This window comes from Dietzia sp. NPDC055343, assembly GCF_053645265.1.
In genome coordinates this window covers 1-14,897 of sequence record NZ_JBSHMJ010000030.1, presented here as the reverse complement: position 1 = coordinate 14,897, position 14,897 = coordinate 1, and the positions used below count along the sequence as shown (strand labels likewise).

The window sequence follows — 14,897 nt, the reverse complement described above, 5'->3', positions numbered from 1 at the left end:
TTACGGTCCGGTGGCACAGCAGGTCAAACCGACCGTGCCACCGGCTCCGCGCCCCTGCGTTCAGGCGCCCCCGGGAGCGGTCGTGGACCGGGTCGCCCGGCGGCGGGCGGGACGCTGACGCGGTTCCGCGACCACTGCTGTCGGCGCCTCTGCCAGCGCCGCTGCCTCGACCTTGGCGGCCGGGGCCCCGGGGGCGGACTCCGGCGCGGCGGCCGCAACCGCGGCACCGGCTTCGCGGCGACCGGACCGCCGTCGCGGGCGGCGCCCCGACTGTCCTTCCGACTGCGCGCCCGACGAGCCACCGTCCGCGGTTGCGCCTGCCGCGGTGCCGGCGGCACCGTCGGCGGGCGAGACCTCGGCGACCGCCTCGGCGGCCTCGGCCACCGCTGCGGTCCCCGCCTGCGGGGTCTCGGCGAGCTCTGCGGCCGCGGAGTCCCGGGCGGCGGTGGACGGCGCCGGTGCGCTCGAGGTCGACCGGCGGGTCGCTCGGCGACGGCGAGTCGGACGCGTGGCCCCCGCGGCGTCCGAGGACTCCGCGACGGACGAGTCGTCGGCCTCGTCGGCCTTCTCCGTCGCCTGAGTCGGCCCGGCCGCAGCCGCGGCCGCGGCGTCGGTAGCCGTGTCCGCGGAGCTCGTGTCCGCGGGCGTCGTCGCGGTCGCGGACGTGGCCTCGTCCACCACCGGGGTGCTGTCCGCCGTCGTGGACGCCGCGGCCGCGGGCTTCTCCGCGCGACCGTCGTCGGTCGCCGTCTCGTCAGCCTCGGGCGTCTGCCGCCCCATGGCCAGGGCGGCCGGGTGCGCGGACGGCGCCGGGCCGTCCTTGCGCGGAGCCTGCTTGGTCGCGGCAGGCTCGGAGGAGGACGACGCGGAATCGCCGCCCTTGCCGCCGCGGCGCCGGCCACGGCGGGTGCCCGGCTCGTCGGCGTTGTGCGACTCGGTGTGGATCGGGTCGGTGTGCACGATCAGGCCGCGGCCATGGCAGTGCTCACACGGGGTGGAGAAGGCCTCGACCAGGCCGGTACCGAGCTTCTTCCGGGTCAGCTGCACCAGTCCGAGCGACGTGACCTCGGAGACCTGATGACGCGTGCGGTCGCGGCCGAGGGCCTCGGTCAGGCGCCGCAGCACGAGGTCGCGGTTGCCCTCCAGCACCATGTCGATGAAGTCGATGATCACCATGCCGCCGACGTCGCGCAGCCGCAGCTGCCGCACGATCTCCTCGGCCGCCTCGAGGTTGTTCTTGGTGACGGTCTCCTCGAGGTTGCCGCCGGAACCGGTGTACTTGCCGGTGTTGACGTCGATGACCGTCATGGCCTCGGTGCGGTCGATGACCAGCGAGCCGCCGGACGGCAGCCACACCTTGCGCTCGAGCGCCTTGGCCAGCTGCTCGTCCACGCGGTGGGTGGCGAACACGTCGACCTCGGGGTTGTCGTAGCGCTCGAGCCGCTCCACCATCTCGGGAGCGACGCGGGAGACGTAGTCGTGGACGGTCTTCCACGACGTCTCGCCCTGGATGACGAGCTTGGTGAAGTCCTCGTTGAACAGGTCACGCACGACCTTGACCAGAAGGTCGGGCTCCTCGTAGAGCGCGACGGGGTTGCCGGCGCCGGAGGAGGTCCGCTTGGCGGCGTCCTCGGAGATCTCTGTCCACTGCCCGGCCAGACGCTCGACGTCGCGGCCGATCTCCTCTTCGCTGACGCCCTCGGCGGCCGTGCGGATGATCACGCCGGAGCCCTCGGGGACGACGTCCTTGAGGATCGCCTTGAGGCGACGCCGCTCGGTATCCGGGAGCTTGCGCGAGATCCCAGCGGAGTTGCCGTCCGGCACGTACACCAGGAAGCGGCCGGCCAGTGAGATCTGCGTGGACAGGCGGGCACCCTTCTGCCCGACCGGGTCCTTGGTGACCTGCACCAGAACCATGTCACCGGGCTTGAGCGCCTGCTCGATACGCCGGGCCTTGCCGCCCAGCCCGGCGGCCTCCCAGTTGACCTCCCCGGCGTACAGCACGCCGTTGCGGCCACGCCCGATGTCGACGAACGCCGCCTCCATGCTGGGCAGCACGTTCTGCACGCGGCCGAGGTAGACGTTGCCCACCATCGAGCGCGCGGACTCGGTGGTGACGAAGTGCTCGACGAGCACCTTGTCCTCGAGTACGCCGACCTGGGTCATGATCCCCTTGCCGTCGACGCGCGGCTTCTCGCGCACCACCATGACGCGGTCCACGGACTCGCGCCGGGCGAGGAACTCGGACTCGGACAGGATCGGCTGACGGCGGCGGCCGGCCTCCCGGCCGTCCCGGCGACGCTGGCGCTTGGCCTCGAGGCGGGTCGAACCGGTGATGCCCTGCACCTCGTCGGTGGAGGTGCCGGAGCCCTGTCCCCCGCGTCCGGAGCGCCGGCGGCCGTCGCGCTCGTGGATCTCGGTGTTGGGCGGGTCGTCGACCGCGCCCTGGTTGTCGTCGGAACCGGAGCCGGAGCCCCCACTGCGACGACGACGACGGCGTCGGCGACGCGAGCCCGAGGGCGACGAATCCGAGCCGTCCGAAGCGTCGTCGGAGTCGGGGTCGTTCGAGTCGGTCCCGCTGTCCGCGTCGTCGCTCGCGCCGGGCGCGGTGCTGGCGGAGCCGTCGCGTCCGGTGTTCGACTTGTCGTCCTTACCGTCGGCATCCTCGTGCCCGTCGGTGTCCGAGCCGGAGCCGGTGCCCGAGCCGTCGCCCGACTGGTCGGTGGCGTCGTCGTCGGTGTTCTGGTTCTGGTCGTCGCCACCCTCGCCACGCCCACGGCCGCGGCCACGGCGACCACGCCTGCGGCGGCGATTTCCGCCCTCGCCCTGGCTCGTCTGATCGTCGTCGTCGCGGTTGTCGTCCTTACTCGCCTGGTCGCCGCTCGCATCGCTACCGTCAGAGCCGCGAACAGAATCACCGCTGCCGGGCCGGTCGGAACCCGACGCCCGACTGCTGCGCCCCTCCGACTCGTCAGGGGACAGGAACAGCGGGGAGAACGACGGGCTGGCCGAGGACCGGCGGCGCCGATTGCCGGAGTCCGCCGAGCCGACCTCGCCGGTGACGATCGCCTCGGGAAGCGCCGGTCGCTCCGAGGACGTGGCGGGGGCCGAGGTATCAGCCTGCGGCGCCGTCGACTTCTTGGCGCTGCGCTTGCGTGCGGGGGCCTTCTTCGCGGCCGGCTCCGGCTCGGTTGTGACCTGGTCGGTCGAGCCCGTGGCGACGGTATCCGCAGCTGATCCCGCCGCAGTCGAGTCTTGCGCTGCCGGGTCCTTTGCTGCCGGGTCCTGTGACCGGGCGGACTTCCGGGCCGGGGCCTTCTTCGCGGCCGACTTCGCCGGCGCCTTCTTCGCCGCGGACTTCTTGGCAGGGGTCTTCTTCGCCGGGGCCGCAGGGGCCCCGGCCCCGGTGACAGCGCCGCTGGCAGTCTCGGGCTCGGCCGCTGCGGGCGCCGGCGCCGCAGCCGCGTCCGTCGAGCCTGCGGCACCCCGCTGACGGCCCTCGAACCAGGTGAGCAGCACCCCGCGGGTCACGCCCGACTGGGCGCTCTTGATCTCCACGCCGATCCCGGACATGGCGGCGAGGAACTCCTTGCTCGTCATGCCCACGGCCTTGGCGGCCGCGTGTGCGCGCATCCTCTCGGGCAACGCATTGAGATGGTCGATGGTCAGGTTCGGATCCGACACGTGTCTCCTCTGGCCGGACTCCGGGCGCGATCACGTCACCGATCACGGTGACCCACGCCGCCGCACGGGGTCGGGCGTTTCTGGTCTCGGCCCCGCCGAGGCGGGGCGATGTCTGTTGGTCCGCGGTACCGATCGGAACCGGCCACGGTGGCGGGCGCTCGTTCCGGGGCGGACTGGTAGACCACTCGCCAGGATGAGCTTCGGCCATTCTCCCACACCCGACGCTCAAGCGTCGCCGCGCGGGCACGACAGACGAGAACGCGCCCGCCGGTCCGGGGACCGACGGGCGCGTGAGGAGGTCGGGTCGACGCAGCGACCCGGAGGTGCGGAGCCCTCAGGCCAGGCACGGGAACCAGAGGGCGATCTCACGGGCGGCGGACTCCTCGGAATCCGAACCGTGGACGAGGTTGAGCTGCGTCTCGAGACCGAAGTCGCCACGGATCGAGCCGGGGGCGGCCTTCTCGACCGGGTCGGTCCCGCCCGCGAGCTGACGCCACGCGGCGATGGCGCGGGGGCCCTCGAGGACGCCGGCGACGACCGGGCCGGAGGTGATGAACTCGAGCAGGTCACCGTAGAAGGGACGCTCGGCATGCTCGGCGTAGTGCTCGGCCGCGGTCTCCCGCTGCACCTGTCGAAGATCCATTGCCGCGATCGTCAGGCCCTTGGCCTCGATGCGGGCGAGGATCGTGCCGGTGAGGCCACGCTCGACGCCGTCGGGCTTGATGAGGAAGAAGGTTCTCTCGGTCACGGACGCAATGCTACAAGCAGCGCCGCGGGCTCAGTCGTGCTGGCTGGGCAGATACCCGCCGGCTATCCGTCGACTCAGGTCGTACCGCAGGTACAGGATGTACGCCCACACCGCGGCGAACATCAGGCCACACACGCCCATCGACCAGTGCACGATCCACCCCGGGACCACCGCGAGTGTGGCCAGGACGATGTTCATCGGGATGGCCCACGGCCTGCGCTGCAGTCCCGCGGCCGCGATCATCGCCACGGCGAGCAGGCTGACGAACCACACCTTCCACGACTGGAAGTGGGCGCCGTCGTCGAGACGCGCGATCACCGTGAGCACGAGCCCGATCACGATGGCCTCGAGGAAGAGCGTGCCGGCCATGATGCCGCGCAGCCCCTTCCACGGATCCACCGAGGGCGCGTGTGCTGTGGTGCCGTGGAGCGCGGGGCCGGCGGAGCCGCCGGTGTCGGGGTTGCTCACTGTGCGTCCTTTCCGAACAGGCTGCGTGCGGCCCCGGCGGTCACCACGGACCCCGTGACGAGTACGCCGACGCCGGAGACGTCGTCGTCGGCGGTCGGGTCGGGGACCCCCACCAGGTCGAGCGCGGCGCTGACCGCGTCGGGGAGCGTGTCCACGACGTGGACACGCTGGGACGTGAACCGCTCCTCGGCGATCCGAGCGAGATCCTCGGGCGCCATCGCCCGGGGCGAGGCCGCCCGGGTGACGATGACGTCCTCGACGACCGGCTCGAGCGCGGCGAGGAACGCGTCCGCGTCCTTGCCGTCGAGCATCGCCACCACCGCGACCAGCCGCTTGAAGTCGAACTCCGAGGTGATGGCCTGCGCGAGAGCGCGACCACCGTGCCCGTTGTGGGCGGCGTCGACCAGGACCGTGGGGCTCGAGCTGAGTCGCTCGAGACGCCCCGGATTGTCGACCGCGGCGAACCCGGCGCGGATGAGTTCGGGGTCCAGCGTCCGCCCGGGACCGGCGCCGAAGAAGGCCTCGACCGCGGCGAGGGCGGTGGCGGCGTTCTCGGCCTGGTGTTCGCCGAACAGCGGAAGGAAGACGTCGGTGTACTCGCCCCCGAGGCCGCGCAGGGTGAGCTGCTGCCCACCGACGGCCAGGCGGCGGTCGATCACGTCGAACTCCGAGCCGAGACGGGCCACGACGGCGCCCGCCTCGACGGCCCGCCTCAGCAGGACCTCCATCGCCTCGGGCTCCTGGCGACCGATCACCGCGACCGGGTCGCGGGGCAGCAGGTCGTCGGCGGGGGCGGGCTGGATGATGCCGGCCTTCTCCCCCGCGATGGTGGCGAGGTCCTCGCCGAGATAGTCGGTGTGGTCCAGGCCGACGGGGGTGACGACGGCGACGGCCGGCCGCACCACATTGGTGGCATCCCACGTGCCGCCCATCCCGGTCTCGATCACGGCCACGTCGACGGGCGCGTCGGCGAACGCCGCGAACGCCATCGCGGTCAGCACCTCGAAGTAGCTCATGCGGGGACCACCGGCCGCCTCGGACCGCTGGTCGACGAGCTCGAGGTACGGCTGCAGTTCGCGGTAGGTGTCCACGAACAACCGGGCGGTGATCGGCTCGCCGTCGAGGGCGATGCGCTCGGTCACGGTCTGCAGGTGCGGGCTCGAGTTGCGGCCGGTGCGCTGGTGCAGTGCGCGGAGCAGGGCGTCGACCATCCGGGTGACCGAGGTCTTGCCGTTGGTGCCGGCCACATGAACGACCGGGTACGCGTGTTGGGGGTCGCCGAGGACCGAGGTCAGCTCGCTGATCCGGTCGAGGCTGGGCTCGAGGCGGGACTCGGGCCACCGGGCGGACAACTCCTCCTCGACCGCGGCCAGCTCGGCCGTGTCGGTCTGCCACTCGGGGCTGCCGACCTCGGGGATCGGGCGGGGCGGCAGATGGTCGTCGCCGTCGCCCTCCTCGTCACCGGGGAGCGGCCCGCCGAGGGAGACGCCGGCCACGAGGCCGTCCTCGCCGAGCATGTCGGCGACGTCCTCCTCGGTGGGGGTGTCCCACCCCTCCTCCGGGTCGTGCGGCGGGAGCCATTTGCGATCGCTCACGCCGATCCACTCCCGGCGGGCATTCCCTCGAGGCGGGCGCCGATGCGCTCGACCTCGGCCTCGGCCAGGTCGCGGCGGGCGCGGATCTTGTCCACCACGTGGTCGGGGGCCTTGCCGAGGAACGCCTCGTTACCGAGCTTGGCGCCCGTGGTCTCCAGCTCCTTGCGCGCGGCGGCGAGGTCCTTCTCCAACCGGCGGCGCTCGGCGGCCAGATCGATCGTCCCGGAGGTGTCGATCTCCACGCCGACCGTCGACAGGCCCAGGCGGACCTCGAGCGACGCCGTGGCGGTGAAGTCGGCCTCCGCCGGGGTCAACCGGGCCAGCGACGTGACCTGGTCGAGCAGGTCGGACGGCAGGTCCGCCTCGTCGGTCCGTGACAGGCGGGCGGGGACCCGCTGGCCGGGCTTGAGCCCCTGATCCGAGCGGAACCGGCGGATCTCGGTGACGAGCGTCTGGGCATCGCCCACGCGGCGGACCGACTCCGCGGCGTCGCCGGTGGGGACGACATCGGCGGGCCACTCGGCGACGACGAGCGACTCCCGCCCGGTCAGCGCGGTCCAGAGCGTCTCGGTCACGAACGGGATCACCGGGTGCAGCATCCGCAACACAGCGTCGAGAACGTGGCCCAGGACCAGCCTGGTGTACCCGGCCCGATCGGAGGAGCGGGCCTCGTCGTCGCCACCGAACTGGACCTTCGCCAGCTCGAGGTACCAGTCACAGACCTCGTCCCACGCGAAGTGGTAGAGCGTCTCGCACGCCTTGGAGAACTCGTAGCGTTCCAGTGCGTCGTCGACGGACACGCGCACCTCGCCGAGACGCCGGAGGATCCAGCGGTCGGCGTCGGTGAGCGCGGAGGACTCCGGCAGCGTCCCCACTGTCGCACCGTTCATCAGCGCGAAGCGGGTGGCGTTGAACAGCTTGGTCGCGAAGTTGCGCGAGGCCTGGGCCGAGTCGTCGCCCACCGACAGGTCGCCGCCGGGGTTGGCACCGCGGGCGAGAGTGAAACGCAGCGCGTCGGCACCGAAGCGGTCCACCCAGTCCAGCGGGTCGATGCCGTTGCCCTTGGACTTGGACATCTTCTGCCCGTGTTCGTCACGGACCAGGCCGTGCAGGAAGACGTCGGTGAACGGCACCCGGCCCGGGGCCGACTTATCACCGGTGAGCCGCTGCCCCACGAAGGTGCCGAACATCATCATCCGGGCCACCCAGAAGAACAGGATGTCGTAACCGGTGACCAGCACGGACGTGGGATAGAACCGCTCCAGGTCGGCGGTGCGCTCGGGCCAGCCCATCGTCGAGAACGGCCACAGCGCCGAGGAGAACCACGTGTCGAGCACGTCGGACTCCTGCGTGTAGCCGGCGGGCGCCCGGTCGTCCGGCCCGACGCAGACGACCTCCCCCTCGGGGCCGTACCAGATCGGGATCCGGTGCCCCCACCACAGCTGACGGGAGATGCACCAGTCGTGCATGTCGTCGACCCAGTCGAACCAGCGTGGCTCCTGGCTCGTCGGATGGATCACGGTGTCACCGTCGCGAACGGCGTCACCGGACATCCGCGCCAACTCCTCGACGCGGACCCACCACTGCAGTGACAGGCGCGGTTCGATCGGCTCGCCGGAGCGCTCGGAGTGGCCCACCGAGTGCAGGTACGGGCGCACCTCCTTGACGATGCGACCCTGGGCGGCGAGCTCCTCGCGGACGGCCTTGCGGGCCTCGAAGCGGTCCATCCCGTCGAAACGGGTGCCCGTGCCGGTGATATGGCCGGTGACGTCCATGATCGTGGGCATCTCGAGGCTGTGGCGCTGGCCGATCGCGAAGTCGTTCGGATCGTGCGCCGGGGTGACCTTGACGGCGCCCGTGCCGAACTCGGGGTCGACGTAGTCGTCGGCCACGACGCGCATGGTCCAGCCCTCGCGGAACGGATGCGGGATCTGCGTGCCCACCAGGTGGGCGTAGCGCTCGTCCTCCGGGTGCACCGCGATCGCGGTGTCACCGAGCATCGTCTCGAGACGGGTGGTGGCCACCACCAGATGCGGCTCCGAATCGTCCATCGAGCCGTAACGGAAGCTCACGAGCTCGCCCTCGACGTCCGCGTATTTGACCTCGATGTCCGAGATCGCGGTCTGGAGCGTGGGCGACCAGTTGACCAGGCGCTCGGCCCGGTAGATCAGGCCCTGGTCGAACAGCTCCTTGAAGATTGTCTGCACGGCGCGGGACAGTCCGTCGTCCAGCGTGAACCGCTCGCGCGACCAGTCGACGCCGTCGCCGAGTCGGCGCATCTGCTCGCCGATCGTGCCGCCGGACTCGGCCTTCCACTCCCAGACCTTGTCGATGAAGGCCTCACGGCCGATCTCGTGCCGGTCGATGCCTTCCTCGCGGAGCTTGCGATCGACGAGGGTCTGGGTGGCGATGCCGGCGTGGTCCATGCCCGGCAGCCACAGCACCTCGAAACCCTGCATGCGCTTGCGTCGGGTCAACACGTCCATCAGGGTGTGGTCGAGCGCGTGCCCCATGTGCAGGCTGCCCGTCACGTTGGGCGGCGGCAGCACCACCGAATAGGCGGGCTTGGCGCTGGCGGAATCGGCCTCGAAGTAACCGGCGTCGACCCAACGCTGATACAACTCCGCCTCCACCTCACCTGGGTTCCAGGAGGCGGGCAGGGCGTCCGCGCGGTCGGTGTTCGGGGCGGGGGAAGCTGGAGTCGTCACCCGCCCATCGTAGGCCGTGAGCGCCCGGGGCCGACACACGCCGTCGGCGCAGGCCCACCCGCACAGGCGGGCCGACCCGCGCCGATCAGCGACACCGGATCAGTCGACCAGTCCCAGGCCGTGCACCGCGTCACGTTCGGAGACCAGCTCGGCCACCGACGCGTCGATGCGCGCACGCTGGAAGTCGTCGATCTCCAGGCCCTCGACGACCTGCCACTCCCCGCCGTCACTACGGCACGGCAGGCCGGTGACCACGCCGGGGACGGTGCCGTACTCGCCCCGCGACGGCAGTGCGACGGTGGCCCAGCTCCCCTCGGGGGTACCGCGGACCCAGTCCCGCATGTGGACGATCGATGCGCCTGCCGCGGACGCTGCCGACGACGAGCCCCGGACCTCGATGATCTCCGAGCCCCGGCGCGCGACGCGGGGGATGAAATCGTCTTCGAGCCACTGCCGGTCGAGTCCGTCGGCGACGGGGACACCACCGCGGGTCAGGTAGCTGACGTCGGGGAACTGCGTGGCCGAATGGTTGCCCCACACCACCACCCGGTCCAGCTCCCCCACCGGTGCGTCCAGCCGGGCCGCGAGCTGACTCAGGGCCCGGTTGTGGTCCAGCCGCATGAGGGCGGTGAACCGCTCCGCCGGCACATCCGGGGCGTGGCGGTGGGCGATGTAGGCATTGGTGTTCGCGGGGTTGCCCACCACGAGCACACGCACGTCCTCGGCCGCGTGGTCGTTGATCGCCCGACCCTGGTCCCGGAAGATCGCGCCGTTGGCGGTGAGCAGGTCGGCGCGCTCCATGCCGGGACCGCGGGGGCGGGCACCGACCAGGACGGCGGCGCCGGCCCCGTCGAAGGCCACAGCCGGGTCGTCGGTGATGTCGATCGAGGCCAGGGCCGGGAAAGCGCAGTCCTCCAACTCCATCGCCACGCCCTCCGCCGCGCCGGTCTGCGAGGGGACCTCCAGCAACCGGAGTCTGACGGGGGTGTCCTTGCCGTAGACGCCGCCCGCCGCGAGCCGGAACAGCAGGGCGTAGGAGATCTGGCCGGCGGCGCCGGTGACGGTGACGGTGACCGGGGTGGGGATGCTCATTCGCGGAGGCCTTCCGGAGTCGACGACGGGGTCGGACCTCACACTAGTGAGGATCCGACCCCGTGTCGGGCGCTCGACGCGACGTACACCCGGCGGCCGGGCTCGTCAGGCGTGGACCAGGGCGCCCGTCTTCTCGCGGACCTCGTCGATCGTCACATCCGGGGCGAGCTCGACCAGACGGAAGCCCTCGTCGGTGATGTCGAGGACGCAGAGGTCGGTGACGACACGCTGCACGCAGGCCCGACCGGTGTAGGGCAGCGTGTTCTCGGCCATCAGCTTGATGTCGCCCTTGCGGGTGACGTGGTCCATCATCACGATGACCTTGCCGGCACCGTGGACGAGGTCCATCGCGCCGCCCATGCCCTTGACCATCGCACCGGGGATCATCCAGTTGGACAGGTCGCCGACCTGAGACACCTGCATCGCACCGAGCACGGCAACGTCGACGTTGCCGCCGCGGATCATCGCGAACGAGTCCGAGGAACCGAAGAACGCGGCGCCCGGCGCGGCCGTGATGGTCTCCTTGCCGGCGTTGATCATCTCCGGGTCCAGCTGCTCACTGGTCGGATACGGGCCCACACCGAGGATGCCGTTCTCCGAGTGGAGGGTGACCTGGACGCCCTCGGGCAAATAGTCCGGGATGAGGGTCGGCATGCCGATACCCAGGTTGACGTACTGGCCGTCGCTAAAGTCGGCGGCGATGCGGGCCGCCATCTGCTCATGGGTCCAGCTCATGACCGGTCCTCTCCCTTACTGCTGAGCTTCTCGATCTCGACACCGGTCTCCTGGCGACCGACCTCGACGAGACGCTGGACGAAGATGCCGGGCAGGTGTACGTCGGCCGGGTTGATCTCGCCGGCGGGGACGATCTCCTCCGCCTGGACGATGGTGACGCGACCCGACATGGCGGCATCCGGGTTGAAGTTGCGGGCGGTGCCGTAGAACTGCACGTTGCCGGCCGTGTCCGCCCTGCGTGCGTGCACCAGTGCGAAGTCGGTGACGATGGAGTGCTCGAGCACGTAGGGCACACCGTCGAACTCGCGGACCTCCTTGGGCTCGGAGGCCACGGCCACCCCGCCCTGGCCGTCGTAGCGCAGCGGAAGGCCACCGTCGGCGACCATCGTGCCGACACCGGCCGGGGTGTAGAAGGCAGGGATCCCGGCGCCGCCGGCGCGCATGCGCTCGGCGAGGGTGCCCTGCGGCGTGAGCTCCACCTCGAGCTCGCCGTTCAGGTACTGACGGGCGAACTCCTTGTTGGCGCCCACGTACGAGGCGGTGGTCCGGGAGATACGCCGGGCCTCGAGGAGCTTGCCGAGGCCGAATCCGTCCGTCCCGCAGTTGTTACTGACGGTGCGCAGATCGGTTGCACCCTGCTCGAGGAGCGCGTCGATGAGGACGGCGGGAATGCCGACCAGACCGAAACCTCCCACGGCGAGGGAGGCGCCGTCCGGGATATCCGCGACCGCGTCGGCGGCCGAGGCGAAGATCTTGTTGGTCATGTCACGCACCGTAGTGCGTGTTCGCGTATTGCACAAACGTTCGCAATTCGCACACATTGGACGTATCGTGGTGCCCATCACCGATCGCCCACGAAAGGACGGATGCATGCCCGCCACCCTGTCGTACGAGGTCAGCGGCCCCCGCTCACCGGAGACTCCCGTCGTGGTACTGCTCGGGTCCCTGGGATCCGACCGGCGCATGTGGGACGCGCAGGCGCGGGACCTGCGGGTCGACCACACCGTCGTGGCCGTGGACCATCGCGGTCATGGCGGCTCGGCGGTCGTTCCCGGCCCGGCCACCATCGCCGACCTCGCGGGCGACGTACTCGCACTTCTCGACTCGCTGGAGGTGGACCGATTCCACGTGACCGGCCTGTCACTGGGCGGCGCCGTGGCCCAGTGGCTCGCCGTCAACACGCCGGAGCGGATCCTCTCGGCGGCGCTGCTGTGCACCGCCGCGCGCTTCGGGGAGCCGTCCGGGTGGATCGAGCGCGCCGCGGCCGTCCGCGCGGGCGGGACGGAGGCCGTCGCCGACGCGGTGGTCGCCCGGTGGATTACCCCCGCCCGCGCCGAGGCGGAACCCGAACTGGTGGCGCGACTCCGCGAGATGGTCGTGGGGACCGCAGCCGAGGGTTACGCTGCCGCGTGCGACGCACTCTCCGGCTGGGACAACCGCGCCGACCTCGGCCGGATCAGCTGCCCGACGCTGGTCCTGGCCGGGGACGAGGACCCCTCCACCCCGCCCGACGTGCTCCGCGAGATCGCGGACGGCATCCCGGGTTCGAGGTTCGTGACGCTCTCCCCCGCCGCCCACGTCCCCACCGTCGAGATCCCCGACCGGGTCACCGAAGTGCTACGTGACCACCTCACCGCCGCCTCCGCCCCGGGCCGGGTATGACCGCCTCCAGCACCGAGAGAGCAGATGCAGTGAGTACCGACCCCGCCGCGACCACCGAGCCCACGGGCACGTCGACCGTCGAGCGGTCCGCCTCCCCCGACTTCGTCCAGTCCCTGGCGCGCGGTCTCGCCGTGATCACCGCCTTCGACGCGGACCACCCGAGGCAGACCCTCAGCGAGGTGGCCCGCGCTACCGGACTGACCCGCGCCACGGCGCGTCGATTCCTGCACACCCTGGTCGAGCTCGGCTACGTCGACACCGCCGGCACCAGCTTCTGGCTGACCCCGCGCGTGCTGGACCTGGGCTACAGCTACCTGTCCTCGATGCCGCTGTCCGAACTGGCACAGCCGCACCTGGAGAAGCTCAGCGCCCGCCTCGACGAGTCCTCGTCCGTGGCCGTGCTCGACGGGTCGGACATCGTCTACGTCGGACGCGTCCAGGTCCGGCGCATCATGAACATCGGCATCACCATCGGCACTCGATTCCCGGCGTTCGCAACCTCGATGGGCCGGGTACTGCTGGCCGCGCTGCCGGGGGACGAGCTCGACGCCTACCTGGCGGACACCGATATGCGCGCGATCACCCCGCACGGTCTCACCGACGAGGCTTCACTGCGAGCCGAGCTCGCCGTCATCTCCGCGCGCGGATGGTCACTGGTCGACCAGGAGCTCGAGCCCGGACTCCGCTCACTGGCCGCGCCGGTACGCGACCGTGACGGGCGGGTCGTCGCCGCACTCAACGTCTCGACCCACGCCGCCCGATACTCCCTGGAGCAGCTCCACGACGACCTGGTCCCCGTCATCCTGGACGCCGCGCGCGCCCTGTCCGCCGATCTCGGCACCGTCAACCGCTAGCTCGCCCGGGCCCGGAAGCGGCCGGCCCCCTTCGCCCCCAGCCCCCCTTTCCCCTGAGGAGAAACCATGCGTGACGTCGTCATCTGTGAACCCCTACGCACCCCGGTCGGCCGCTTCGGCGGCGTGTTCCGCGACCTCGACGCGGGCGCCCTCGCCACCGGGCTGCTCACCGCCCTGGTGGAACGCACCGGACTGACCAGTGCGGACGTCGACGACGTGATCCTCGGTCAGGGCTCGCCGAGTGGCGAGGGGCCCGCGATCGGCCGGATCGCCGCCCTGGACTCGCCGCTCGGCATCGACGTTCCCGGCATGCAGCTAGACCGCCGCTGCGGCTCCGGCCTGCAGGCAGTGATCACCGGCGCGCTGCAGGTCGCCTCCGGGGGCGTCGACCTGGTGGTGGCCGGCGGCGTCGAGTCCATGAGCCAGGTCGAGTTCTACGCCACCCCGTCCCCCCGCTGGGGCATCAAGGGTGACGGCGTCTCGCTCGTGGACCGTCTCGGCCGCGCCCGCACCACCGTGGGCGGCCACTCGCACGTCATCGATGGCGGCATGATCGAGACCGCCGAGAACCTCCGCCGCGAGTACGGAATCGGCCGCGAGGAGCAGGACGAGCTGGCCGTGCAGTCGCACAAGCGCGCTGTCGCCGCCCAGGAGTCCGGCGTGTTCGCCGACGAGATCGTGCCGGTGAGCGTTCCGCAGCGCAGGGGCGACGACGTCGTCGTCGACACCGATGAGCACCCCCGCGCCGACAGCACCGTCGAGACGCTCGCGGGACTCCGCCCCATTATGGGACGCACCGACCCGGATGCCACGGTGACGGCGGGCAACGCGTCAGGGCAGAACGACGGCGCGGCGATGTGCGTCGTCACCACCGCCGACAACGCGGCCGCCCTCGGCCTGACCCCGCTCGTCCGGCTCGCCTCGTGGGCCGTCGCGGGCGTAGCGCCGGAGACCATGGGAATCGGGCCCGTCCCGGCCACCGCCAAGGCTCTCGGGCGCCTCGGCCTGACGCTCGCCGACATGGGCGTCATCGAGCTCAACGAGGCGTTCGCGGCGCAGGCGCTGTCCGTCATGCGCGAGTGGGACATCGACCCGACCTCGGAGCACCTCAACCCGCACGGTTCCGGAATCTCGCTCGGCCACCCCGTCGGCGCGACCGGCGCCCGCATGCTCGCCACACTGTCGCGAGAGATGGTCCGCCGCGACGCGCAGTGGGGTCTGGAGACCATGTGCATCGGCGGCGGGCAGGGCCTGGCCGCGGTGTTCGAGCGCGTCTGACCCCTCGCGCGCAGCCGCACCCGACCCGGTGGCGGGCTGCCCTGAGACCGCTGACGTACGTCGAGGCCGGCAC

Annotated in this window: 11 protein-coding genes; 3 read left to right on the top strand and 8 right to left on the bottom strand. The window is 71.5% G+C overall.

Translation table 11 applies throughout. The features are described from left to right. Positions 1–60 precede the first annotated feature (60 nt). From ACWIE7_RS13915 to ACWIE7_RS13880, 8 genes are all read right to left on the bottom strand, one after another. Positions 61–3,684 (bottom strand): Rne/Rng family ribonuclease, encoded by a 3,624-nt coding sequence (locus ACWIE7_RS13915; protein WP_454069544.1) that lies wholly within the window; start codon positions 3,682–3,684, stop codon positions 61–63. Positions 3,685–4,018: 334 nt separating this feature from the next. Then, the gene (gene ndk, locus ACWIE7_RS13910) at positions 4,019–4,432 is read right to left on the bottom strand and encodes a nucleoside-diphosphate kinase (protein WP_454069542.1); all 414 of its coding nucleotides are present in this window, start codon (positions 4,430–4,432) and stop codon (positions 4,019–4,021) included. A gap of 30 nt (positions 4,433–4,462) precedes the next feature. Next, positions 4,463–4,900 carry a DUF4233 domain-containing protein gene (locus ACWIE7_RS13905; protein WP_452099369.1) on the bottom strand — a complete coding sequence of 146 codons (438 nt, stop codon included), beginning with the start codon at positions 4,898–4,900 and terminating at the stop codon, positions 4,463–4,465. Further along, the gene (gene folC, locus ACWIE7_RS13900) at positions 4,897–6,495 is read right to left on the bottom strand and encodes a bifunctional tetrahydrofolate synthase/dihydrofolate synthase (protein WP_452099368.1); all 1,599 of its coding nucleotides are present in this window, start codon (positions 6,493–6,495) and stop codon (positions 4,897–4,899) included. Before folC ends, ACWIE7_RS13905 begins: the two co-directional genes overlap by 4 nt. Beyond that, on the bottom strand, positions 6,492–9,203 hold the full coding sequence (locus ACWIE7_RS13895; protein WP_452099367.1) for a valine--tRNA ligase: 2,712 nt from the start codon (positions 9,201–9,203) through the stop codon (positions 6,492–6,494). Before ACWIE7_RS13895 ends, folC begins: the two co-directional genes overlap by 4 nt. A 99-nt stretch (positions 9,204–9,302) precedes the next feature. After that, entirely contained in the window at positions 9,303–10,295 is a 993-nt protein-coding gene (locus tag ACWIE7_RS13890; protein WP_452099366.1) for a malate dehydrogenase, read from the bottom strand. A gap of 105 nt (positions 10,296–10,400) precedes the next feature. After that, positions 10,401–11,030, bottom strand: coding sequence for a 3-oxoacid CoA-transferase subunit B (locus ACWIE7_RS13885; protein WP_454069540.1), 630 nt, complete (start codon positions 11,028–11,030; stop codon positions 10,401–10,403). Next, positions 11,027–11,794, bottom strand: a complete 768-nt coding sequence (locus ACWIE7_RS13880) for a CoA transferase subunit A (protein ID WP_454058834.1) — start codon at positions 11,792–11,794, stop codon at positions 11,027–11,029. Before ACWIE7_RS13880 ends, ACWIE7_RS13885 begins: the two co-directional genes overlap by 4 nt. A gap of 106 nt (positions 11,795–11,900) precedes the next feature. Here ACWIE7_RS13880 and pcaD point away from each other — a divergent pair, with 106 nt between their 5' ends. The 3 genes from pcaD to ACWIE7_RS13865 all read left to right on the top strand — a co-directional run bounded on the left by pcaD (position 11,901) and on the right by ACWIE7_RS13865 (position 14,824). After that, the gene (pcaD, locus tag ACWIE7_RS13875) at positions 11,901–12,692 is read left to right on the top strand and encodes a 3-oxoadipate enol-lactonase (protein WP_452099363.1); all 792 of its coding nucleotides are present in this window, start codon (positions 11,901–11,903) and stop codon (positions 12,690–12,692) included. Beyond that, positions 12,689–13,546, top strand: a complete 858-nt coding sequence (locus tag ACWIE7_RS13870) for an IclR family transcriptional regulator (RefSeq protein ID WP_452099362.1) — start codon at positions 12,689–12,691, stop codon at positions 13,544–13,546. Before pcaD ends, ACWIE7_RS13870 begins: the two co-directional genes overlap by 4 nt. Before the next feature lie 66 nt (positions 13,547–13,612). Continuing rightward, the gene (locus tag ACWIE7_RS13865; protein WP_454058832.1) at positions 13,613–14,824 is read left to right on the top strand and encodes an acetyl-CoA C-acetyltransferase; all 1,212 of its coding nucleotides are present in this window, start codon (positions 13,613–13,615) and stop codon (positions 14,822–14,824) included. The last annotated feature ends 73 nt before the right edge of the window (positions 14,825–14,897 follow it).